Source organism: Streptococcus sp. 4094, from assembly GCF_013277125.1.
Classification (GTDB): domain Bacteria; phylum Bacillota; class Bacilli; order Lactobacillales; family Streptococcaceae; genus Streptococcus.
The window spans coordinates 60,669-82,405 of sequence record NZ_VMMI01000008.1; the positions used below are offsets into that span (position 1 = coordinate 60,669).

Below are 21,737 nucleotides of genomic sequence, written 5' to 3' on the forward strand. Positions count from 1 at the left end.
AAAAAATGGGAGAAGTAGTATAATGGAGAAACATAGATAAGATGGTGAGGCAAAGATGATAATTCGTTTTGAAGAAAAGGTGAGTACAGAAAACGCTCAGCTCGTATGCAAATGGTCCAACTCTCTTGGCAAATCCTTTCAAGAACAATGGATGGGAACAATGATTCCTTTTCCCTTGACAATTCAAGTTTTGCAAGAGTTGGAAGGAATCTTTTCAATCTTTGATGGACAAGAGTTTGTGGGACTTATCCAGAAAATCAGGCTAGAAGGCAGGAATCTTCATATTGGAAGATTTTTTATCAATCCCGAGAAACAGGGGCAGGGCTTAGGTAGCCAGGTTTTCAGGAAATTTGTTAGTTTGGCCTTTGAAAATGGAGACATAGACAGTATTTCTCTAAATGTCTTCGAAGCAAATCAAGCAGCCCAGCACCTTTATCAAAAAGAAGGATTTGAAATCGTTCAAATGGTTGAAACACCTGTACGAAAATACATCATGAAAAAGAGGAGATAGAAAGCAAAAAAAGTCTTTTCCTGTTTTATGTAGATGTTTACATATGAAAATTGAAGTATTTTCAAAAGCTAATTGGAGTGATTTTATTCATGATGGGAAAAAGGGTCTGGACAAAAATGATTGAGAAATAGTTGCTAAAAAAGCGTTTGCATGATACTATATATTGAAAGGAGGTGATAAGATGGTAGAACAAAGAAAATCAATTACCATGAAAGATGTTGCTTTAGAAGCAGGAGTTAGTGTTGGAACAGTTTCACGTGTGATTAATAAAGAAAAAGGCATTAAAGAAGTAACCTTAAGGAAAGTTCAAAGGGCTATAAAAACATTGGACTATATCCCTGATAATTATGCTCGAGGTATGAAAAAGAATAGAACAGAAACTATCGCTTTGATTATTCCGAGCATATGGCATCCGTTTTTCTCGGAGTTTGCCTATCATGTTGAGAAAGAGTTATTAAAATATAATTATAAATTATTTATTTGTAACGCTGATAGCGATTCACAAAATGAAATCGAATATATCGAAATGTTGAAACAAAATAAAGTGGATGGAATTATTGGTATTACATATTCTGATATTGACAAATATATTTTATCTGATTTACCGTTTGTAAGTATAGATAGACATTTTTCGGAAAATGTATGCTATGTTACTTCAGCAAATTACAAAGGAGGACAAACTGCAGCAGAGGAACTGGTTAGAAGGGATAATAAGCACCTTGCTTTTATTGGTTCAATTAATATGTATGAGAATGAGACTATACTCAGAAGTAAAGGATTCAGAGAAAAAGCTAAGGAATTAGGAGTAGATGTCTATAATTTTGAAATGAAAGAACCTTTAATAAATCCTGAAGATCAGATAAGAGTTTTTTTGCAATCTCATAAAGAAATTGATGGTATATTTACAATAAATGATATGATGGCTCTGAGAGTTATTAGTGTTATGAAAGAACTGGGGAAAATAGCACCTGATGATTACCAGATAATTGGGTTTGATGGTTTAAAAACTTCTGTCGATCAATCTTATCTAGTGTCTACAATAGTTCAAGATATTGGTATGATGGCAAAAGAATCTGTTGCAATGATACTGAAAATGATTAAGCGGGAAGAGATTCTAGAAAAACGAATCGTAATTCCCACATATTTTTGGGGAGATAAAACAACAAAAAAAATTTAAAAAGCGCTTGACAATTAATGAAAGCGCTGTTATAATATAATCATCAAATGAAACGTTTCAAAAACAGGCTAGAAGCTTGTTTAAAAAATAAATAAAAAATGAAACGTTTCAAAAAGGAGGAAAATAATGCGTAAAGGTACAATGTTATCTGTTGTTGCGGGGCTATCGTTAGCTATACTTGCAGGTTGTAGTGGAGGAACTAACTCAAAACAAGCTAGTTCTTCAAATGATATTAAAGTCTGGGTACAATTCTCTGACGAAACCAATGAAGGAAAAGCTTGGCAAAAAGTTGTTGACAACTTTAATCAATCAGGAAAAAGTAAGTACAAAGTTGTAACTGAGTATATTCCTCGTAGTGGTAGTGGTGGAGGATATGAAGACAAGGTTAATGCTGCTATCACGACTAATAGTCTTCCAGATGTTATTACCCTTGATGGACCAAATACGGCAGCTTATGCAAAATCTAAAGTGATTACTCCGCTAGATGATTATCTAAAAGATAATAATATGGATGATGTTTTGGACAGTATTAAACAACAAGGAACTTATGATGGCAAATTCTATGCATTTGGATTTTCTGAATCGAATGTTGGTGTTTATTACAACAAAAAAATGTTCAAAGAGGCCGGAATTGCGGAATCAGAGCTTCCAACGCTAGAAAAGCCATGGACATGGGACGAATTTAATACGATTGCTAAAAAATTGAAAGATCATTATAACAAACCGGCAATTGATTTTCGTATTAATTCAAACGATGAAATGTTGCCATATGCTTATATGCCGTTGATTTGGTCAAATAATGGTTCTGTCGTAAACGAAGATGGAACAAAGGCAGAAGGATACTTCAACTCCAAAGAGAGTGTAGAAGCAGTTCAATTCATTCAAAATCTTGTAAAAGAAGGTTATACAACTGTTAGTCCAGTCGAAAAAGGTTTTGAAACAGGAGAGTATCCAATGCTTTTGAGTGGTTCTTGGACGATTGCTGACATGAATACAAACTACAAAGATATTGATTTTGGTATCCTTCCTTACCCAGTATCTAGTAAGACGAAAAAATTAGTATCCCCTTCAGGTAGTTGGCAATTAGCTGTTACGACAAAATCTGATAAAAAAGAAGCAGCATCTGAATTTGTTAAATTTGCTACAAATACAGAATCAAGTGAAATTATTAGCTTGGGGAATTCGGTCCTTCCAATTCGTAAATCTACAATTGAAAATATCAAAGATAAAGTATCCGAACCAATGCGTTTCTTGATGGAACAAAATTCAAAAACAGCTCATGCTCGCCCAGTTGTCGTAGCATATCCTCAGGTTTCTCGAGCTTTTCAACAAGCAATGCAAGATATTAGCTATTATGAAGAAAATCCAAATGTGCAAAAAGTCTTGGATACTCGTACAAAAGAAATGCAAACTGCTATTGATCAGTCACTCAAATAATCTGTAAAAAGGAAGGAGGAAGGAAAACGTTTGGAACTACCTTCCCCTTTCTTGTTAGTAGATTAGTTTGATATATATATGACTAAAGGAGATGAATATGAGTAAAGAAACTATTGTGGATACAAAAAGACGTGAAAAAATAAAAGATAACATACTAGGTTATAGTTTTTTAGCTCCAGCTTTAATTTTATTAGGTATCTTTTTGGTAATTCCAGTTGGAATGGTCATTTATTACGCTTTTACAGATTATTATTTGTTGACACCAGATGAAAGAAAATTTGTTGGATTTGAGAATTTTATTCGATTAATAAAGGATCCGATTTTCTTAAAGAGCTTCTTGAATACTTTGAAATTTGTGGTTTGGATTATTCCAGTTCAATTGGGAGCAGCCTTAGGAATGGCTTTGATTGTTAATAAAAAGCGCAAAGGGTGAATATGTTTTTTAAAGTGGCTTTTTTTGCTCCAGTTGTCATGTCCTTGGTAGTTATTTCTATTCTTTGGCTTTATCTTTTAAATCCAAATAGTGGCTTATTAAATGCTATTTTAAATAAGGTAGGTATTGCTTCTCAACCTTTCTTGACTAGTCCTAAACAAGCTATGTATGCAATTGTTTTTGTTTCTGCTTGGCAGGGTGCAGGTTATCAGATGCTTTTATTTTTAGGAGGAATGCAGAATATTCCACAAGATGTCTATGAAGCTGCTGAATTAGATGGATTCTCAAAATGGGCTCAGTTTCGTTATATCACGATGCCCCTACTAAAACCAACAGCCCTGTTTGTATTGTTAACAACTTTAATTTCTGCTTTTAAGCTAATTGTACAACCAATGGTTATGACGCAAGGTGGGCCATTAAACTCAACAATTACTATGGTGTACTATATTTATCAACAAGGTTTTACTGATCGTCTTGTAGGATATTCTAGCTCAATCGCTTTAGTATTTACAACGTTAATTGGTATGATTAGCTTAGTGCAACGTCGCGTTCTGAAGGAGGATGACTAAGATGAAACGATTTAAACCAACAACAATCTTAGAATATATTCTGTTAACGCTATTGGCAGGACTCTTCCTTTTTCCTATGGTTTGGATGGTAGTTTCAGCCATGAAGCCAGAAGCGGATGTTTATAAAAATTTGACTAGTTGGCAAGCCTTCTTACCAAGTTTAAATCCCGCTGATTGGTTTAAACCTTATCAGGAAGTATTTGAGCGCTTTAGTATTTTTACATATCTAGGGAACAGCATTTTTTATGCTGGAACGTTTGCTATTGGTTCTATTATTGTCAATGCACTGGCCGGTTTCGCTTTTGCAAAAGTCAATTTTTCAGGTAAGAAAATTTTATTTGGTTTCTTACTTGCTTTACTTATTATTCCAGTAGAAACTGTGTTAATTCCACAATTTACCATTATCAATTCCTTAGGTTTGGTCAATAATCGTCTTGCAGTTATTATTCCAGGATTGGCGAGTGTATTTAATATTTACTTATTTAGGAATTTCTTTATTGCAATTCCAGAAGAGATTCTTGAGTCTGCAAAGATGGACGGAGCAAGTATCGTTAGAATTTTCTTTAGAATTATGCTTCCAATGTCTAAACCTGCAGTTGCTACAGTTGGCGTTTTATCATTTATTTCAAGCTGGAATGATTATATTTGGCCATTGATGGTTTTGACAGATTCTTCTAAATTTTCAATGCAGGTTGCAATTACAACTATTAATACAACTCAACCAGTTTATATCAATCAGGTAATGGCTGTATTAACTATTTCAACGATTCCGTTGATTTTGGTCTATGTAGTCGCTCAGAAATATATTGTTCAAGGTCTGGGTGGTTCCGGAACTGGAATAAAATAGGATGTACTTATGATAAATAAAACATTTACAGTAGAAAAAGCCAATCGTTTTATAGCAGAAAATAAACGTCTCGTAAATACTCAATATAAGCCTGAAGAACATTTTTCAGCTGAGATTGGTTGGATCAATGATCCAAATGGATTTGTCTATTTTCGTGGAGAATACCATCTCTTTTATCAATTCTATCCTTATGATAGTGTTTGGGGACCTATGCACTGGGGTCATGCTAAAAGTAAGGACTTGGTGACTTGGGAGCACTTGCCAGTGGCACTTGCTCCTGACCAAGATTATGACCGCAATGGATGTTTCTCAGGTTCTGCCATTGTCAAGGATGATCGCCTCTGGCTCATGTACACTGGACATATCGAAGAAGAAACAGGTGTTCGTCAAGTGCAAAATATGGCATTTTCAGACGATGGGATTCACTTTGAAAAGATTGAACAAAATCCAGTTGCAACTGGAGCAGACTTGCCAGATGAGTTGATTGCTGCTGATTTCCGTGATCCAAAACTCTTTGAAAAAGATGGACGCTATTACTCCGTAGTAGCTGCCAAACACAAGGATAATGTGGGCTGTATCGTTCTACTAGGATCCGATAACCTAGTAGAATGGCGGTTCGAATCCATCTTTTTAAAAGGGGTAGAACACCAAGGCTTTATGTGGGAATGCCCAGATTACTTTGAGTTAGATGGGAAGGATTGCCTTATTATGTCACCCATGCGTTATCAGCGTGAGGGAGACTCATATCATAACATCAACTCATCGGTTTTGTTTACGGGTAAGGTAGATTGGGGAGAAAAACGTTTTATCCCAGAATCAGTTCAAGAAATTGATCATGGGCAAGACTTCTATGCGCCTCAAACATTGTTGGACGATCAAAATCGTCGTATCCTGATTGCTTGGATGCAGACATGGGGGCGTACCCTTCCAACCCATGACCAAGAACACAAGTGGGCATGTGCCATGACTTTACCTAGAATTCTAAGGTTGGAAGATGGCAAACTAAGACAATTCCCTGTTAAAAAAGGCCAATATCAAATCCAAATAGATAAAGATTGTCATTACCACTTAGGAAATGATACAGATTATCTTGAATTTGGTTATGACAGTAATGCGCAGCAAGTTTACATTGATCGTAGCCATCTTGTTCAAAAAATTCTAGGTGAAGAAGAACAGGACACTAGTCGACGGTATGTAGATATTGAAGCTAAAGAATTGGATGTTATTTTAGATAAAAATTCCATCGAGATTTTTGTCAATCAAGGCGAAGCAAGCTTGACTGCAACTTATTACTTAACAGTGCCAGCTAAGCTATCACGAATCGATTAAAAATTAAGTTATTTCTCCTAAAGAAAAAGTTCTCTTTCTAGCAAAATGGAAAGAGAACTTTTTGTGTTTTGGGTATATAAGCTTAGTTTATAGTATTTGTAAAATTGGTGTTGGATTATGATTTAAGCTAGTTTTCTAAAGAATTTGAAAAAAATTTTATTTAAGCAAAAAAACCTTGGTTCCAAGGCTTTTCCTGTTGTATTTAGATGCCCCCTACAGGGATCGAACCTGTGACCCACGGATTAAGAGTCCGCTGCTCTGCCAGCTGAGCTAAGGAGGCAAATAAAAAAGCTGTATTGGTGCCGAAACTTCACGGTTTGTATTGAACCCGCGCAATTAAGCAGGTGGGCAACTCGCTCTAACTGAAGCTGTTTCCGTGTGAGACGGCCTACATGCTGTTAGAAGACTTTTGTTTCCCTAATAATACAAAAAATAGTCGGTCAACACTTAAGTGTGAAGTCGTACACCACAGCGTTTCTATGTTTATATGATACCACTTTTTCAAAAAAAATCAAGAGGAAAGTGCAATTTTTTGAAAAGGATTTCAGATTTTTCGCAAATGGTCGATAGCTTCCTTTCTTTGAGCCAAAGCCCGTTCATATTTACCAGTATCTTCTGCTTGGAAATAGTGATGATTACGAATTTTTTCTGGCAGATAGTCTTGCTTGACCCAATTTCCAGGATAGTTGTGTGGATAGAGATAGTCTTGGGCATTCCCCAGTTCCTTGCTTCCACTGTAGTGCCCATCACGCAGGTGTCGTGGAATGGGCAAATGACCTGATGTTTTGAGGTCAGCAAGTGCCTTATCCATAGCTACATAGGCTGAGTTGGATTTTGGAGAAAGTGACAAATCAATGACGACATTGGCAATGAGAATGCGGGCTTCTGGGAAACCAATCTTTTGAGCGGCATCCAGAGCAGTCACGGTGTGAATCTGGGCTTCAGGATTGGCTAAGCCGATATCTTCATAGGCGATAACAGTCAAGCGACGAGCGAGACTGGGCAAATCACCAGCCTCAATCAAGCGGGCAGCATAGTGGAGACTGGCATCCACATCTGAGCCACGGATAGACTTTTGCAGGGCTGAGAGAACATCATAGTGACCATCTCCATCCTTATCCATAGTGATGTAGCTCCGCTGCAGGCTATTTTCCATGATGTCTAGGGTGATATGGCGAATGCCCTTGTCATTTTCAGGGGTAGAGAGAACTGCCAAATCTAGTGAGTTAAAGGCAGAGCGCAGGTCTCCGTTTGTAGAGGTTGCGATGAAATCCAGCGCATCCTCATCTAGTTCTACTGGAAAATCAAAACCACGCTCAGGGTTACTTAGAGCTATCTGAAGAGCCTCTTTGACGTCTTGGTTAGACAGAGGTTCCAACTCAAAAATTTGAACACGGCTACGAATGGCTGGAGTGACAGAAAAGAAAGGATTTTCAGTCGTAGCCCCAATCATGATGACCAGTCCACTTTCCAAGAGAGGCAAGAGGAAGTCTTGCTTGGTTTTATCTAGTCTATGAATCTCGTCTAGTAATAGGACGAGACCACCAGAGAATTTCGCCTCTTCCGCAATTTCTTGCAGTCGCTTTTTACTATCAACTGTCGCATTGAAAGTTCGAAAGGCATACTTGGTCGTTCCAGCGATGGCAGAGGCAATACTGGTTTTGCCGATTCCCGGAGGGCCATATAGAATCATGGAGGACAGGCGGTTGGCTTCCACCATGCGGCGGATGATTTTTCCAGGTCCGACCAGATGCTCCTGACCGATTACCTGGTCGATGGTTTTAGGGCGCATGCGAAGCGCGAGATTGTCTGGCATAGCAGTCCTTTCTAACGTGGATTTTCTGATGTATATGTGGTAAGATGGTAGTATCTATTTTAGCATATTTCCGAGCAATCGGGGCGATTTAAGAGTCGCATAGATAGAAAGAGGACAAAATGGCAACATATGGATTTTTAGATGTTTTAGAGGAAGAGTTGGAGAAGAACTTTCCCTTTGACTTTGAGATTAGTTGGGACAAACGCAACCACGCAGTTGAAGTGAGTTTTCTATTGGAAGCGCAAAATGCTGCAGGTGTGGAGATGGTAGATGAAGACGGAGAGGTTTCGTCAGATGACATTCTCTTTGAAGAAGCAGTTCTTTTCTACAATCCTGCCAAATCAACCGTCAATGAGGAAGACTATTTGACGGTCATCCCTTACTTGCCTAAAAAAGGCTTTTCTCGCGAATTTCTAGCTTATTTTGCTCTATTCCTCAAAGACACTGCAGAGGTTGGACTAGATGCCCTTATGGACTTTTTGGAAGACCCAGAGGCAGAAGAATTTGTCATGGAATGGAACCAAGAAGTCTTTGAAGAAGGAAAAGTCGGCTTGGAAGAGGGAGAGTTTTATCCTTATCCGAGATACTAGGAGTTGGATGGAGATTTTATGAAGAAAATTGGGATTTATTTGGTTTATGTGCTAGCTATTGTCTGTATTATGCTGGCTTTTGCTTGTGGAACAATCGCATTTGCAGAGTTGGGGTATTCCGCAGTTTTAGTCTTTACTTTTGGTTATGCCTTCGCTCTTCTAAGTATATATTTAATCTTTATTCTTCATGAGCTGGGACATGCTTTTTGTGGTTACTTGACAGGCTATCGGCTGGTGGCTTTTGGATTAGGACATTTTATTTTGACCAAAAAGTCAGGCAGGTTTCATCTTAGTAGAACAGCCATTCTGAAAAATGTTGGTGCTCAATACATTGGTTTAAAAGAGGATGAAAGCGATCAAAGAATCATCTTGATGCTTTCAGGAGGCTTGATGGTTCATCTCAGCTTGATATTATTGGCGATATTGTTTGTATTTTTGACAAGAAGCTGGTATTTTGCAGGGACTTGGATTTTTCTTAATTTGTCTTTCTTCCTAAATAACATTTTGCCAGTCGGCATCACCGATGGCGCAAAAATTTGGGAATTGCTACAACACCCTGAAAATACGAAATATGCCTACCTGATGTTGAGGCATTCTGCCCAGACCTTGCTAGCTCCTCAAGAATATGATTTAAAAGACTTTGTCATGTCTGTTGATGAGGAGGTGAGAGGGAGTTTTGCAGAAAGTGTTCAGACTCTTCAGGGGTTGGTATTCATATTGGATGATAATATAGAGCTTGCAAAGCAAGAGTTTCAGTCTGTGCTAGAGAAAACAGATAATCCAATGTCTAAAACTATTTCTCAATTATACCTTCTTCAAATTGTTCTGATAGAAGGAGATAATAAGAAAGCGGAAGAATATGCAAGTATTCGAGGGGTTAAATCCTTTTTATCTCTAAAAACAGCAGATATGCAGATCATTCAAGCTTGGTATCAATTTAAGGTAAGGAAAGATGTAGTTCAAACTCACAAGGCTATGAAGATTGCTAGACAGAAAATGAATAGCAGCCGGATGTTACGGGATGAGAAAAGCTATTATCAAAATTGGTTAGCCGAGCTGGAAAAGGAATTAACCGAAGGAGTCTAATATGGAAATAGAGATTTTTGATTTCACAGGCTGTAAGATTGCTTTGTTTTGTGGGGATAGGCTCTTGACTATCTTACGCGATGATAAGGCAAGCATTCCCTGGCCCAATATGTGGGAACTTCCAGGCGGTGGACGCGAAGGTGATGAAAGTCCTTTTGAGTGCGTGGCGCGTGAAGTTTATGAAGAACTTGGTGTTTATCTGACTGAGGATTGTCTGCTTTGGAGCAAGGTTTACCCAAGTATGCTCTATGATGGTCGGCACTCTGTCTTTATGGTTGGTCAGCTAAGTCAAGAACAGTTTGACAATATCACCTTTGGAGATGAAGGACAAGCCTATAAACTGATGAACATTGAGGAATTTTTGACATCCAGTCAAGTTGTCCCTCAGTTGCAGGAGAGATTGAGGGATTATTTGGAGGAAGAGTATGATTAGACTTGAACGAGCAGGGGCAGAGGATTTAGAAACCGTAATTGCAATTCAAAGAGCTAGTTTTAAGGCTGTTTATGATAAATACCAAGATGAATACGATCCTTATCTGGAGGACAGTGAACGAATTAAGTGGAAACTAGTCGAGCGTCCCAATAGCTATTACTACTTTGTGAAAGAAAAGGACGAAAAAATCGGATTTTTACGAGTTCAGACCAATGAAGAGTTGACGGAGGCTTGGTTGGGAACGGCAGCGATTTTGCCCCAGTATCAAGGAAAAGGTTATGGCTCTGAGGGATTGCGCTTGCTAGGAGAGGAATTTCCAACCGTTAGACAGTGGAATTTGTGTACGGTATTACAGGATGAAGGTATGGTTGCTTTCTATGAGAAGAACGGCTACCATCAAACTCATATCGAGCCTGAAAAAGAAGGTATGGATATGGTTTACATGAAAAAATTGATTGACAAATAGAAAGGATGGTTCGGTTACATTTCTAAACTGAACCCGCCCTAAACACTGTGCCAAAAAGATAAACTTCTCTTAGACACAAGCGTCTTCAGAGAATTTCCTATTTTGGATTTGTGTTTTACGGGCTTGGTATCTTAATGATGGAAACATGGCAAGAGTTAAAAGTTACAGTGAAGCGTGAGGGAGAGGAGTTGGTTTCCAATCTCTTGATCGAGCTGGGAGCGCAAGGCGTTGCGATTGAAGACAGTATGGATTATGTGGGAAATGTGGATCGCTTCGGTGAAATTTTCCCAGAGGTCGAACAACAAGAAGAAATCGTAGTGACAGCCTACTACCCTGATACGGTTGATATAGCAACGGTTGAGGCAAATTTGCAGGCTCGCTTAGCAGAATTGACAGATTTTATGGATTTGGGAGAGGTCAAAATGGGGACGACTGCCTTGGCTGAGGAAGACTGGGCAGACAACTGGAAGAAATACTATGAGCCAGCTCGTATTACACATGACTTGACCATCGTGCCGTCTTGGACAGACTATGAGGCGACTGCGGGAGAAAAAATTATCAAGCTAGACCCTGGTATGGCCTTTGGAACGGGAACCCATCCAACCACTAAGATGAGCCTCTTTGCCTTGGAGCAGGTCCTTCGTGGTGGCGAAACGGTGCTGGATGTGGGTACTGGATCAGGCGTCCTCTCCATTGCTAGCTCGCTACTTGGAGCTAAGGAAATTTTCGCCTATGACCTAGATGATGTGGCGGTTCGTGTTGCTCAGGAAAATATTGAGCTCAACCCTGGTATGGAAAATATCCATGTTGCTGCTGGAGACTTGCTTAAGGGAGTTGAGATTGAGGCAGATGTGATTGTGGCTAATATCTTGGCGGATATTCTCATTCATCTGACGGATGATGCTTATCGCTTGGTCAAGGATGAAGGCTACCTCATCATGAGTGGCATTATCAAGGACAAGTGGGATATGGTGCGCGAGTCGGCTGAGTCAGCTGGATTTTTCCTCGAAACTCACATGGTTCAAGGGGAATGGAATGCCTGTGTCTTTAAGAAAACCAAGGATATTTCCGGTGTGATTGGAGGCTAGCATGCAACAGTATTTTGTCAAAGGCAGTGCTATCTCTCCTGTCACCATCGAGGACAAGGAAACCAGCAAGCATATGTTTCAGGTTATGCGCTTGAAAGAAGATGATGAGGTGACCTTGGTCTTTGATGATGGAATTAAGCGCTTGGCGCGTGTGCTGGATGTGGAAGCCCGTCAGTTTGAGTTGGTTCAAGAATTAACTGACAATGTGGAATTACCAATCCAAGTGACCATCGCATCCGGCTTTCCCAAAGGGGACAAGCTGGAGTTTATTACTCAAAAAGTAACCGAGCTCGGAGCCAGCCAAATCTGGGCCTTTCCTGCTGATTGGTCGGTCGCCAAATGGGATGGCAAGAAATTGGGTAAAAAGGTTGAAAAACTAGAAAAAATCGCCCTTGGAGCAGCAGAGCAAAGCAAGCGTAATATGGTTCCAAGTATCAAGCTTTTCGAGAAAAAATCAGACTTTCTAGCCCAACTTGACCAATTTGACCGCGTCGTAGTGGCTTATGAAGAGTCGGCCAAAGAAGGAGAAAGCGCTGCGCTTTTACAAGCAGTCACTGGACTCGAGAAGGGAGCCAAATTGCTCTTTATATTTGGTCCAGAAGGTGGTCTTTCACCTGCAGAAATCGAAAGTTTTGAAGCTAAGGGAGCAGTCTTGGCAGGTCTTGGTCCTCGTATTTTGCGAGCAGAAACAGCACCACTTTACGCTTTAACAGCCCTTAGTGTTTTATTAGAATTAGAGAAATAAGAGGAAGAAAATGGAACAAAAACACCGTTCAGAATTTCCAGAGAAGGAACTTTGGGATTTAACAGCCCTATACCAAGACCGTGAGGATTTCTTGCGTGCAATCGAAAAGGCTCGCGAAGACATCAACCAATTTAGCCGTGATTACAAGAGTAATCTGCATACTTTTGAGGATTTTGAGAAGGCTTTTGCGGAATTGGAGCAAATCTACATTCAGATGAGCCATATTGGAAACTATGGATTTATGCCTCAGACGACAGACTATAGCAATGACGAATTTGCCAATATTGCCCAAGCTGGGATGGAATTTGAAACAGATGCCAGCGTAGCCTTGACCTTCTTTGACGATGCTCTGGTGGCAGCAGACGAGGAAGTTTTGGATCGTTTGGGAGAGTTGCCACATTTAACAGCAGCCATTCGTCAGGCCAAAATCAAAAAAGCCCACTATCTAGGGGCTGATGTGGAGAAGGCCTTGACCAATCTGGGCGAAGTTTTCTACAGTCCACAGGACATTTACACTAAGATGCGAGCTGGGGATTTTGAAATGGCTGACTTTGAAGCCCATGGCAAAACCTACAAAAACAGCTTTGTGACCTATGAGAATTTCTACCAAAACCACGAGGACGCTGAGGTTCGTGAGAAATCTTTCCGTTCCTTCTCAGAAGGACTTCGTAAGCACCAAAATACAGCTGCGGCAGCCTATTTAGCCCAAGTCAAGTCTGAAAAACTCTTGGCAGATATGAAGGGTTACGACTCAGTCTTTGATTATCTTCTAGCTGAGCAGGAAGTGGATCGTGCCATGTTTGACCGCCAGATTGACCTCATTATGCAGGACTTTGCGCCAGTTGCTCAGAGATACCTCAAGCATGTTGCCAAGGTTAATGGTCTTGAAAAGATGACTTTTGCAGACTGGAAATTGGACTTGGACAGCGCCCTGAATCCTCAAGTGACCATTGACGATGCCTATGATTTGGTCATGAAGTCGGTAGAACCTTTGGGGCAAGAATATTGTCAGGAAGTTGCTCGCTATCAAGAAGAGCGCTGGGTGGACTTCGCTGCCAATAGTGGCAAGGATTCTGGCGGATATGCGGCGGACCCATATCGCGTGCACCCTTATGTCCTCATGAGCTGGACAGGTCGTTTGAGCGATGTCTATACTTTGATTCATGAAATCGGGCATTCTGGTCAATTCATCTTTTCAGATAATCACCAGAGCTACTTCAACGCCCACATGTCGACCTACTATGTTGAAGCACCGTCAACTTTCAATGAATTGCTTTTCAGTGATTACTTGGAGCACCAGTCTGACGACCCTCGTCAAAAACGTTTCGCCCTTGCTCACCGTTTGACAGACACCTACTTCCATAATTTCATTACTCACCTTTTGGAAGCAGCCTTCCAGCGCAAGGTTTATACACTGATTGAAGAAGGGGAGACCTTCGGAGCAAGCAAACTCAACAGCATTATGAAGGAAGTCTTGACTGAGTTCTGGGGGGATGCCATTGAGATTGATGATGATGCAGCTCTGACTTGGATGCGCCAAGCTCATTATTACATGGGCTTGTATAGTTACACTTACTCAGCTGGACTTGTGATTTCGACTGCAGGTTACCTCCATCTTAAAAACTCAGAAACTGGAGCTGAAGATTGGCTCAATCTTCTCAAATCAGGTGGTAGCAAGACACCACTTGAGTCAGCTATGATTATCGGTGCTGATATTTCAACAGATAAACCACTCCGTGATACCATCCAATTCTTGTCTGACACAGTTGATCAGATCATCGCCTACAGTGCCCAGTTGGGAGAGTAAATTAAAAGAGTCTGGGACAAAAGTCTAACCTTAAATAAAAAAAGCGAACAAAACGAGTTATCTGATACTCAGAATTCTGTCTTATTCGCTTTTTTCTAATCTATCGATTTTAAAAATTTATAATAAAGAATTCCTAAAATCAAAGTTTTTTGTCCTAGCCTCTTAAATTATCCCCAAAAGCTATCTTCTTCAGCTTGATCTGAAGAGAAGAGCCAAACTTCTTTGATTTTTCCGTCTTCAATGCGGAAGAGGTCAATTCCGTTCATATTGAGTTCAGTACCATCAGCCCGTGTTCCAAGAAAAGTAACATTGGCTGCGATTAAATCCTTATTGTCAGAAACCCAATTTGTTACCACCTTAAAGGTTCCATTAGTTTTCTCAGCAAATGTAGCCAGGTGAGTTCCTAGCTTGTCCTTACCAACAACTGTACCAGATATACTATGAGTACCAGGTTGATGCCAGATAATATCGTCTGCCATCGTTTCAAAGACACCAGGAAAGTCACCAGCAATTAAAGCTTGGTTATAAGCGTTGAAAATTTCTAAGTTTGTTGACATATCTATTCTCCATTTCTTTTTTATGATATAATTGTAACAGTTACAAACAAAAAACAAGTAGACACTTTTTCGATAGCTGGTATCAAAAATAGTACTATTATTGATACTAAAAGATAAATTTTTTTAAAAAAATAGAAAGAAGATATTTTATGACAAATAAAGTGAGTGAGTATGGTATTTGTCCATTTGCGACAACGCAGAGGGTTTTAACGGGGAAATGGGCACTGGTAATCATTTATCAGTTGAGTACGGGTACCAAACGATTTAAAGAATTACAGAGATTGTTGCCTGGGATTACTCAAACTATTTTGACCCGTCATCTCCGTCAATTAGAAAAGGATAAGATTGTTCAACGAAAGGTCTATGCCGAAGTTCCCCCACGAGTTGAGTACAGCTTAACTGAAATGGGGCAGGAATTCAGAGTTGTTTTAGATGCTGTCGAGAAATGGGGTCTGGATTATATCAAGTTGCTAAAAATGTAGAGGTATTGACCATGTATCAAGAGTTACTTAGGAAAATAACAGAAGAAAAACCAAGTTATGACCAGGAAGAAATCCAATGGTTGCTTGATCATTTGGGAGATCCTTCTCCAGAAATTCGCGATGACCTTGTTTTTACAAGCTTTGCTAGGGGGATTCAGGAAGAGCTATTTACACAGGAACAATTTCATTTCATTGCTGAAGGGATTTCATCTGATGGAGGGTTAGATAAAGATATTGATAAGGTAGGCCTGTCAACACTTGAACGTTCTTTTAGGGCGCTTATTTATGCAAATCTCTTGTCTGCAGATGCCAACCAGCTATCGATTTTTTATCAGGAATTAAATGCAGGAATTCGTAATGTCCTTTTAAATCAAGGTTTGTATTATCTTTCAAAAGAAAAGGATACAAGGGGTTTTTCAAGTCAGTATGGTTGGGTTCACACTTTTGCACATGGAGCCGATTTACTGACAGAGGTGGTTTGTCATCCAGACTTTCCTAAAAACAGAGTTCATGAAGTATTTGACATACTTGGTCCATTATTTAAAAGAATTCCCATTAGTTTTACAGATGATGAAGATTGGCGTTTAGCAAGAGTGATCTATGAACCTATTTTACAAGGGAAGTTGGAGCAAGAGCAAGTAGCTTCTTGGATAAAAGCTGTTGACTTTCCTATAGAAGAAAGGGAAGATTTTTATAAATTTTCCAACTTCAGATCCTGTCTGTTGGAAGTCTATGTCCAACTTGACCAGAGAAATAGTTTACAAGATGACTTGAAAGAAGCCATCCAGTCTTTTCAATACTAGGGATAAGCTAATATTATTTATTGAAAGAGTTTCTATTGTATCCTCCTAACTAATAATGAAAACTAATAAAAGAGGTTGAATCATTTTCCAACCTCTTTTTGTGTATCTTAATGGAATTGCATACCACCATCAACGATAATGGTTTGTCCTGTAATGTAGTTTGAATCTGGTCCTGCAAGGAAGCTGACAGCAGCAGCCACATCTTCTGGTTCAGATAGACGTTTTAGGGTAATATCTTTTGCAAATGTCTGCATACCCCACTCGTCATCTTTTCCTGCATTTTTACCAACTTCATGAGCGATGTCGTACATCATTGGTGTTTTCACAATACCTGGTGCGTAGGCGTTAACAGTGATTCCTGAGTCTGCTAGATCACGTGCTAATGTTTGCGTAATTCCACGAACAGCAAATTTGGTTCCACCATAAACGGTTAGATTTGGGTTACCGACTACACCTGCTTGAGAGGTTGCGTTGATAATTTTACCTCCGTGGCCAAGTGCTTTAAATTGCGCTTGTGCAGCTTGTGAACCCCAAATGACACCACCAACGTTGATACCGAAAGTGCGTGTAAATTGTTCCTCAGTAATTGTATCAAGAGGAGTAGTTGGAGCAACACCAGCGTTATTTACGACAACATTCAAATCACCAAAATGGTCAACAACCTTTTGAAATGCTTGTGCAACTTCGGCCTGTTTCGAAACATCGGCCACGACAGCAAAGGCATTTTCAGCTGATAATTCGGCAACAGCTTTTTCAGCTGTTTCGGGATTGTAGTCTAAGACTCCTACCTTAAAGCCATCTTGAACCAATCGTTTTGCGATTGCAAAACCGATTCCTTGACCTGCACCTGTGACAATAGCAACTTTAGACATATGCTTCCTCCTTGGTATCCACGATACCATTCAAACGTTCATAAAAGAACAGCAAAGTTGTAAAAATTAGTTCAAATTAGGGAATGAATAACTAATTAGAACTATATTGACATTATATAACTTTGGAAAAAATGTTTCAAATAAATGCTACCGTTTTTATAGAATTCTATCCTGAAAATTTCCAATCAATTTTCTTGAAACCCTTTCTTTCTTTTGATAGACTAATATCTAGTTTTTGAAAAAAGGAGAAAGAAAATGAAAAAAATTGTTGCTGAGTTAATCGGTACGTTCATGCTTGTGTTCGTTGGGACGGGAGCTGTTGTTTTTGGAAATGGTCTTGATGGCCTTGGTCACCTAGGGATTGCCTTTGCCTTTGGTCTGGCAATCGTAGTTGCAGCCTACTCAATCGGAACTGTTTCAGGTGCCCACTTGAACCCAGCTGTTTCGATTGCTATGTTTGTCAATAAACGTTTGTCATCTTCGGAGCTTGTCAACTACATCTTTGGACAAGTAGTTGGAGCTTTCCTTGCGTCAGCTGCGGTCTTCTTCCTCTTGGCTAACTCAGGGATGTCAACTGCAAGTCTTGGTGAAAATGCCTTGGCAAACGGTGTTACTGTCTTTGGTGGTTTCTTGTTTGAAGTTATCGCAACTTTCTTGTTTGTCTTGGTTATCATGACTGTGACTTCAGAAAGCAAGGGAAATGGCGCGATTGCTGGTTTGGTAATCGGTTTGTCCTTGATGGCGATGATTCTTGTGGGATTGAACATTACTGGGCTTTCAGTAAACCCAGCTCGTAGCTTGGCACCAGCTGTCTTGGTAGGTGGCGCAGCCCTTCAACAAGTATGGATTTTCATCCTTGCACCAATTGTTGGTGGAGTTCTTGCAGCCCTTGTTGCTAAAAACTTCCTTGGAACAGAAGAATAATTGAAACTCAAAAAGCCTTGCTCCTCATCTTGAGGAACAGGGCTTTTTCGTATGATACTCTTCGAAAATCTCTTCAAACCACGTCAGCTTCTATCTGCAACCTCAAAGCTGTGCTTTGAGCAGCCTGTGGCTAGCTTCCTAGTTTGCTTTTTGATTTTCATTGAGTATGAGTTTAACGGTTGTCAATTTTCTCTGGATAAAGGTCGTGTTGGAAGAGGCGTTGTTCTGCCAAGCCTTCATACTTAGTTCCTGGCTTACCGTAGTTGTAGTAGGGGTCGATTGAGATACCACCGCGCGGAGTGAATTTTCCCCAAACCTCCAAATAGCGAGGGTCTAGCAAGTTGACCAAGTCCTTCCCGATGGTGTTGATACAGTTTTCGTGGAAATCTCCGTGATTTCGGTAACTAAAGAGGTAGAGTTTTAGGGATTTTGACTCGACACAGAGCTTGTCAGGAATGTAGGAAATATAAATCGTCGCAAAGTCTGGCTGAGCAGTGATTGGGCAAAGTGAGGTAAATTCAGGACAGTTAAATTTGATGAAATAGTCATTTTCCACATGACGATTGTCAAAGGATTCGAGGACTTCTGGTTGGTACTCGAAAATGTAGTTGGTTTCTTTGTTGCCTAGTAGGCTGAGGTTTTTCATTTCTTCTTGTTGTGACATGATTTTTTCTTTCTAATCTTAAACACCACGTTGGTTATCGTAGAGGAGGGTATGGAGTTGAGGAAGGACGCGGACATTGCCCCAGCTATCATCAGCGGCGATGAGTTCCCAAAGTTCTTTGAGGCGGTCCAGTTGGTCTTGGACAATATTGCCTGTAGCTTTGGGCTCAGGATTTCCAGCTGATAAGAAAAGGACATCTGGTTGATAGCGCTCTTGAATCCCTTTGGCAAAGGCTAAATCGGCATCATCAAAGACAGGGATTTTAAAGGTGACCTTATCTGGATCGAGTTGGGAAACGATAAAGTCCAAGGTCTCAAAGTTGACTTCCATCTTGGATGAAGGAGGTTTGGGACTCAGGGTGACTTGGTCGATGTCTTTTAACCAATTTTGCCAGCGAGAGCCCTGGGTTTCAACAGCCAGAGTGACACCGCGTTCCTTGAGTTTGGTGACCAGCTCGGCCATGTTGGCTGCTAGGATAGCAGGATTTCCCCCAGATAGGGTTACATAGTCGTAGCTTCCTAGTTTATCTAAGGCAGCAATGACCTCATCAGCTGTCATGCGAGTTGGTTTTTCAGAGCCGTCCCAAGTGAAGGCAGAGTCGCACCAGTCGCAATGATAGTCGCAACCTGCAGTGCGAACAAACATGGTTTTCTGCCCAATAGCACGGCCTTCTCCTTGAAAAGTTGGGCCGAAAATTTCCAGAACTGGTAGTTTGAGGACACATTCCCTAGTCATCTAACCACTCCCGTCTAAACTCTGCAAAGGCAGTCGGAGTTTCATAGAGGCGAACATATTCCAAACGGAGACCGCGCTCATCTGGCAACTCTTGGTTCATGGTTTGGAAAATCCAGTAAACCATATTTTCAGCAGTTGTGTTCATATAGGGAAGAGTTTCATTGAGATAGCGATGATCCAAGTGGGGCTCTAAGTAGTTCTTGTAGATGGCTTTGATGTCTCCAAAATCGTAGGTCATGCCACGTTCATCTAAAAATCCACTGACAGCAATCTGCAGATGATAGGTGTGGCCATGCAGGGATTTGCATTTTCCCTCATAGTGAAAGAGGTGGTGAGCAGCATCAAAGGTAAATTCTTTGGAGACTAGAGTCCGATAAGGATTGTAGACAAGAGACTCTCCGGTTTCCTGTTTGATTTCTTTGGGTGCAAAAAACATTAGGCTTCTCCTTTCTGTGAGAGATAAACATCTAACCCATGTTGACGTAGATGGCAGGCTGGGCAATCTCCACAGCCACTTCCGATAATCCCGTTGTAGCAGGTTAAGGTCTTTTCACGAACATAGTCAAAGGCACCGAGTTGGTCAGCTAACTCCCAAGTTTCAGCCTTGTCCAGCCACATGAGAGGTGTTTGGATAACGAAGTCGTAATCCATGGCAAGGTTGAGGGTAACATTAAGGGATTTGACAAAGACATCCCGACAATCAGGGTAGCCTGAAAAATCTGTCTCGCAGACACCTGTCACGATGTCTTTAATGCCACGTTGCTTAGCAAGAACAGCCGCAAAGGATAGAAAGAGGTGGTTGCGACCATCAACGAAGGTATTGGGAACCTCTCCCTCTTTTTGCTCAATTTCCAGATCAGAGGTCAAGGCATTTTCAGTGATTTGTCCCAGCAGAGACATATCTAGGATGTGATGACGAATGCCTTGTTCCTTGGCGATTTCTTGGGCAACTTGAATTTCAAGATGATGGCGTTGGCCGTAGGCAAAGGTAACGGCTTCAACAGTTTCATAGTGTTCTTTAGCCCAAAAGAGGCAGGTTGTAGAATCTTGACCGCTACTAAAGACGACCAAGGCTGATTGACGTTTCATAGTACTCCTTCCAAAATGGGAAATGTTCAGAGCACGCAAAAAGCTCCCATGAGGGAGCTAAAAAATACCAAGTCAAGGTTTTTTTTAGCGATGGCGTGTCCCAAACATCGTAATATTCTACATACAGTCTAGCATATTTTTTGAAAAATGGCAAAGGGCAAGAAAAAAGAGACCAAAGCAAGTACTTGGTCTCTAATGTGATTAGCTCAATTCAGCAACGATGGCCTTGATTTGTTCTGCTGTGTGAACACCAGCAACTTGTTTGACAACTTGGCCGTCTTTTTTGAAGAGAAGAGTTGGGATAGACATGATTCCAAAAGCACGAGCTGTGTTTGGATTTTCATCCACGTCCATTTTAACGATTTTCAAGACATCTTCTGAAAGTTCTTCAGACAATTTATCCAAGATTGGACCTTGCATACGACATGGACCACACCAAGTTGCCCAGAAGTCTACCAAGACCAAACCGTCTTTTGTTTCTTGTTCGAATGTTGTATCTGTAATTGCTTTTGCCATTGTATTTCTCCTTTTTTTAGTTATATTGGCTTAAATCTTGTTTCTTGAGATAGAAGAAGATATCTCCATAAGTTCCATGGTAGTCCAAATCATGACCGTTATAGGTTAATTTTTGGACAGGGTAGTAGTCTGCGACGCCGATAAGGCAAGCTTGTTGCGAACGATCAAAGTCTTCATAAGAATCGAAGGTTACAGTTCTTTCATTCTTGCTGGCATCTAAATAGGTGATTTCAATCATGTTTAAAACTCCTTTGTTTGATGATGACTTTATTTTACTCCTTGTAGAAGAGAATGTCAATAAAAATGATTGCGCACGCAACTTTTTTCTAAAATCATCTCAAATCAAGAAATCCAAACCAGTTTCCAAGCTTGCTTCGACAGCCTTTTGTAGAGAGGCCAGTGTTTTTTGCCCATCACTTGTCAGGCAGATAAAACTAGAGCGTCTATCTTGATGGCAACACATGCGACTGAGTAGACCGCAATTTTTAGCTTCCAAGCGAGCCACCATCCGAGAAACTGCGCTCGGGCTCAGATGAAGCTTATCTGGCAGGTCAATCTGGCGTAGAGATTTTTCTTCAGCCAAGTCCAGATAGTAGAGCAGGTAAAACTCTTTCAAGGTCAGACTTTGCTCGCTCTTCTGGGCAATGGTCTCTTCCAAGAGACTTTCAATTTCTTTCTGACGCCGATTGAAGTCAAACCATTTTTCCAAATAGGTCATAGTATCTCCTTTCTTTTTAGAGTTGTAAATAGAAGAAAGTCCA

General features: G+C 40.3%; 25 protein-coding genes, 1 tRNA gene and 1 pseudogene. 16 read left to right on the top strand and 11 right to left on the bottom strand.

The features are described from left to right. The first annotated feature begins 55 nt into the window (after positions 1-55). From HT721_RS02030 to HT721_RS02055, 6 genes and pseudogenes are all read left to right on the top strand, one after another. Positions 56-511 carry a GNAT family N-acetyltransferase gene (locus HT721_RS02030; protein ID WP_173213098.1) on the top strand — a complete coding sequence of 152 codons (456 nt, stop codon included), beginning with the start codon at positions 56-58 and terminating at the stop codon, positions 509-511. A gap of 181 nt (positions 512-692) precedes the next feature. Next, positions 693-1,688, top strand: coding sequence for a LacI family DNA-binding transcriptional regulator (locus HT721_RS02035; protein WP_173213096.1), 996 nt, complete (start codon positions 693-695; stop codon positions 1,686-1,688). Between the two features lie 126 nt (positions 1,689-1,814). After that, positions 1,815-3,125 (top strand): sugar ABC transporter substrate-binding protein, encoded by a 1,311-nt coding sequence (locus tag HT721_RS02040; RefSeq protein WP_060628702.1) that lies wholly within the window; start codon positions 1,815-1,817, stop codon positions 3,123-3,125. Positions 3,126-3,222: 97 nt separating this feature from the next. Then, a pseudogene (locus HT721_RS02045) lies at positions 3,223-4,127 on the top strand (sugar ABC transporter permease). A gap of 1 nt (position 4,128) precedes the next feature. Beyond that, a complete protein-coding gene (locus HT721_RS02050) occupies positions 4,129-4,974 on the top strand; it encodes a carbohydrate ABC transporter permease (protein ID WP_000819520.1) in 846 nt (281 codons plus the stop codon). Between the two features lie 9 nt (positions 4,975-4,983). Next, the gene (locus HT721_RS02055; RefSeq protein ID WP_173213093.1) at positions 4,984-6,303 is read left to right on the top strand and encodes a glycoside hydrolase family 32 protein; all 1,320 of its coding nucleotides are present in this window, start codon (positions 4,984-4,986) and stop codon (positions 6,301-6,303) included. A 207-nt stretch (positions 6,304-6,510) separates the two neighbouring features. Here HT721_RS02055 and HT721_RS02060 read toward each other — a convergent pair. After that, a tRNA-Lys gene (locus HT721_RS02060) sits at positions 6,511-6,583 on the bottom strand. 264 nt (positions 6,584-6,847) lie between these two features. Then, a complete protein-coding gene (locus tag HT721_RS02065) occupies positions 6,848-8,119 on the bottom strand; it encodes a replication-associated recombination protein A (RefSeq protein WP_173213092.1) in 1,272 nt (423 codons plus the stop codon). Between the two features lie 119 nt (positions 8,120-8,238). Between HT721_RS02065 and HT721_RS02070 the strand changes: the two genes are divergently transcribed. The 7 genes from HT721_RS02070 (at position 8,239) to pepF (ending at position 14,334) form a co-directional block, all read left to right on the top strand. Further along, positions 8,239-8,709, top strand: coding sequence for a DUF3013 family protein (locus tag HT721_RS02070; protein ID WP_000257122.1), 471 nt, complete (start codon positions 8,239-8,241; stop codon positions 8,707-8,709). A gap of 18 nt (positions 8,710-8,727) precedes the next feature. After that, entirely contained in the window at positions 8,728-9,795 is a 1,068-nt protein-coding gene (locus tag HT721_RS02075) for a M50 family metallopeptidase (RefSeq protein ID WP_173213091.1), read from the top strand. A gap of 1 nt (position 9,796) precedes the next feature. Then, positions 9,797-10,228: an NUDIX hydrolase gene (locus HT721_RS02080; RefSeq protein ID WP_173213090.1), complete on the top strand. Its 432-nt coding sequence runs from the start codon at positions 9,797-9,799 to the stop codon at positions 10,226-10,228. Then, positions 10,221-10,694 (top strand): GNAT family N-acetyltransferase, encoded by a 474-nt coding sequence (locus HT721_RS02085; protein WP_173213089.1) that lies wholly within the window; start codon positions 10,221-10,223, stop codon positions 10,692-10,694. Before HT721_RS02080 ends, HT721_RS02085 begins: the two co-directional genes overlap by 8 nt. Positions 10,695-10,831: 137 nt before the next feature. Then, complete coding sequence (gene prmA, locus HT721_RS02090) at positions 10,832-11,782, top strand: 50S ribosomal protein L11 methyltransferase (RefSeq protein ID WP_173213187.1); 951 nt, start codon at positions 10,832-10,834, stop codon at positions 11,780-11,782. A 1-nt stretch (position 11,783) separates the two neighbouring features. Beyond that, the gene (locus tag HT721_RS02095; protein ID WP_173213088.1) at positions 11,784-12,527 is read left to right on the top strand and encodes a 16S rRNA (uracil(1498)-N(3))-methyltransferase; all 744 of its coding nucleotides are present in this window, start codon (positions 11,784-11,786) and stop codon (positions 12,525-12,527) included. Between the two features lie 10 nt (positions 12,528-12,537). Beyond that, entirely contained in the window at positions 12,538-14,334 is a 1,797-nt protein-coding gene (gene pepF / locus HT721_RS02100) for an oligoendopeptidase F (protein ID WP_173213086.1), read from the top strand. Between the two features lie 167 nt (positions 14,335-14,501). Here pepF and HT721_RS02105 read toward each other — a convergent pair whose 3' ends face one another. Next, the gene (locus HT721_RS02105; RefSeq protein WP_005591134.1) at positions 14,502-14,891 is read right to left on the bottom strand and encodes a nuclear transport factor 2 family protein; all 390 of its coding nucleotides are present in this window, start codon (positions 14,889-14,891) and stop codon (positions 14,502-14,504) included. A gap of 149 nt (positions 14,892-15,040) precedes the next feature. On the opposite strand from HT721_RS02105, the gene HT721_RS02110 reads away from it, so the two are divergent. After that, on the top strand, positions 15,041-15,373 hold the full coding sequence (locus HT721_RS02110; protein WP_173213084.1) for a helix-turn-helix domain-containing protein: 333 nt from the start codon (positions 15,041-15,043) through the stop codon (positions 15,371-15,373). A gap of 11 nt (positions 15,374-15,384) precedes the next feature. Further along, positions 15,385-16,176 (top strand): DUF2785 domain-containing protein, encoded by a 792-nt coding sequence (locus tag HT721_RS02115; RefSeq protein ID WP_173213185.1) that lies wholly within the window; start codon positions 15,385-15,387, stop codon positions 16,174-16,176. A 107-nt stretch (positions 16,177-16,283) separates the two neighbouring features. Here the strand turns inward: HT721_RS02115 and HT721_RS02120 are convergent, their stop codons facing one another. Then, entirely contained in the window at positions 16,284-17,048 is a 765-nt protein-coding gene (locus HT721_RS02120) for a (S)-acetoin forming diacetyl reductase (RefSeq protein ID WP_000048147.1), read from the bottom strand. Between the two features lie 255 nt (positions 17,049-17,303). Between HT721_RS02120 and HT721_RS02125 the strand changes: the two genes are divergently transcribed. After that, positions 17,304-17,972, top strand: coding sequence for an aquaporin (locus HT721_RS02125; protein ID WP_173213082.1), 669 nt, complete (start codon positions 17,304-17,306; stop codon positions 17,970-17,972). Positions 17,973-18,144: 172 nt separating this feature from the next. Here the strand turns inward: HT721_RS02125 and queF are convergent, their stop codons facing one another. The 7 genes from queF to HT721_RS02160 all read right to left on the bottom strand — a co-directional run bounded on the left by queF (position 18,145) and on the right by HT721_RS02160 (position 21,694). Further along, the gene (gene queF, locus HT721_RS02130; RefSeq protein ID WP_000082587.1) at positions 18,145-18,636 is read right to left on the bottom strand and encodes a preQ(1) synthase; all 492 of its coding nucleotides are present in this window, start codon (positions 18,634-18,636) and stop codon (positions 18,145-18,147) included. A gap of 18 nt (positions 18,637-18,654) precedes the next feature. Then, the gene (queE, locus tag HT721_RS02135) at positions 18,655-19,371 is read right to left on the bottom strand and encodes a 7-carboxy-7-deazaguanine synthase QueE (RefSeq protein ID WP_173213080.1); all 717 of its coding nucleotides are present in this window, start codon (positions 19,369-19,371) and stop codon (positions 18,655-18,657) included. Further along, on the bottom strand, positions 19,364-19,807 hold the full coding sequence (gene queD, locus HT721_RS02140; protein ID WP_033681471.1) for a 6-carboxytetrahydropterin synthase QueD: 444 nt from the start codon (positions 19,805-19,807) through the stop codon (positions 19,364-19,366). The genes queE and queD overlap by 8 nt, the downstream gene beginning before the upstream one ends. After that, positions 19,807-20,460, bottom strand: a complete 654-nt coding sequence (gene queC / locus HT721_RS02145; protein ID WP_173228783.1) for a 7-cyano-7-deazaguanine synthase QueC — start codon at positions 20,458-20,460, stop codon at positions 19,807-19,809. The genes queD and queC overlap by 1 nt, the downstream gene beginning before the upstream one ends. Positions 20,461-20,661: 201 nt before the next feature. Next, positions 20,662-20,976, bottom strand: coding sequence for a thioredoxin (trxA, locus tag HT721_RS02150; RefSeq protein ID WP_173213076.1), 315 nt, complete (start codon positions 20,974-20,976; stop codon positions 20,662-20,664). Between the two features lie 16 nt (positions 20,977-20,992). Further along, positions 20,993-21,214: a DUF4649 family protein gene (locus HT721_RS02155; RefSeq protein ID WP_000570249.1), complete on the bottom strand. Its 222-nt coding sequence runs from the start codon at positions 21,212-21,214 to the stop codon at positions 20,993-20,995. 99 nt (positions 21,215-21,313) lie between these two features. Next, positions 21,314-21,694: a MarR family transcriptional regulator gene (locus HT721_RS02160; protein ID WP_173213074.1), complete on the bottom strand. Its 381-nt coding sequence runs from the start codon at positions 21,692-21,694 to the stop codon at positions 21,314-21,316. Between the last annotated feature and the right edge of the window lie 43 nt (positions 21,695-21,737).